Annotated in this window: 1 protein-coding gene; it reads left to right on the top strand. The window is 64.2% G+C overall.

Features of this window, described 5'->3' with window-relative positions:
• Positions 1-862: tetratricopeptide repeat protein (locus tag MOV75_RS39995; protein WP_247008353.1), on the top strand; the 862-nt coding region annotated here is incomplete at both ends.

Here is an 862-nt window from a genome sequence, read left to right as displayed (position 1 = left end):
AGCCGACGACCTCGCCACCTGCCGCGACCGCCAGGCGGAGGCGCAGGCCCGCGCCAGCGCCTGCGACAATCTGCTGAAGGTCGACAAGCTCGGCGGCAAGGACAAGGCGATCGCGCTCTCCGTGCGCGGCAACACGCTGATCAACAAGCGCGATTACGACCACGCGATCGAGACCCTGTCCATCGCGGTCGATCTCGATCCGGACTACGTCATCGCCCTCAACCTGCGCGGCCTTGCCTATGAGCGCAAGGGGCAGGATGACCTCGCCATGGCGGACTACAATCTCGCCCTCCAGAAGCGTCCTGCCTATGGTGTCCCCTACAACAATCGCGGCGTCATCCACGCGCGCAGAGGTGCGCTGCAAAGTGCGCTCGACGATTTCAGCCTGTCGATCAAGTACACGCCGAAATTCCTGCTCGCCTGGACCAATCGTGCCCGCGCGCGCACGCTGATGAAGGATTTCGACGGTGCGATCGCCGATTTTGCGGAGGCCGAGAAGATCGACCCGGCCGCACCGCAGATCGCCGGCAACCGCTGCATCACTTACGGCATGATGGGCAAGTTCGATCAGGCCTTTGCCGACTGCAACCGCCTGATCGAGAAACAGCCGAAGAACGTGTTCGCGGTCAACAATCGCGCCGACGTCAGCATGATGAAGGGCGACCTCGACGCCGCCCTGAAGGACTACAACACGGCCATCCAGATCAATCCGAACAATGTCCGCGCCCATTCCGGCCGCGGCCAGATCTATGAGATGAGACGCGATCTCGCGCAGGCGCGCGCCGACTATCGCGCGGCGGCCTATTCGCTGACGAAGTTCGACGAGCCCGACGTCGCGCGCGCCCGCGCCAAGGCGCAGGAG

Source organism: Bradyrhizobium sp. PRIMUS42 (assembly GCF_023006515.1).
Lineage (GTDB): Bacteria > Pseudomonadota > Alphaproteobacteria > Rhizobiales > Xanthobacteraceae > Bradyrhizobium.
Note: the sequence above shows the minus strand (reverse complement) of the source record. Positions and strands in the feature narration are given on the sequence as shown.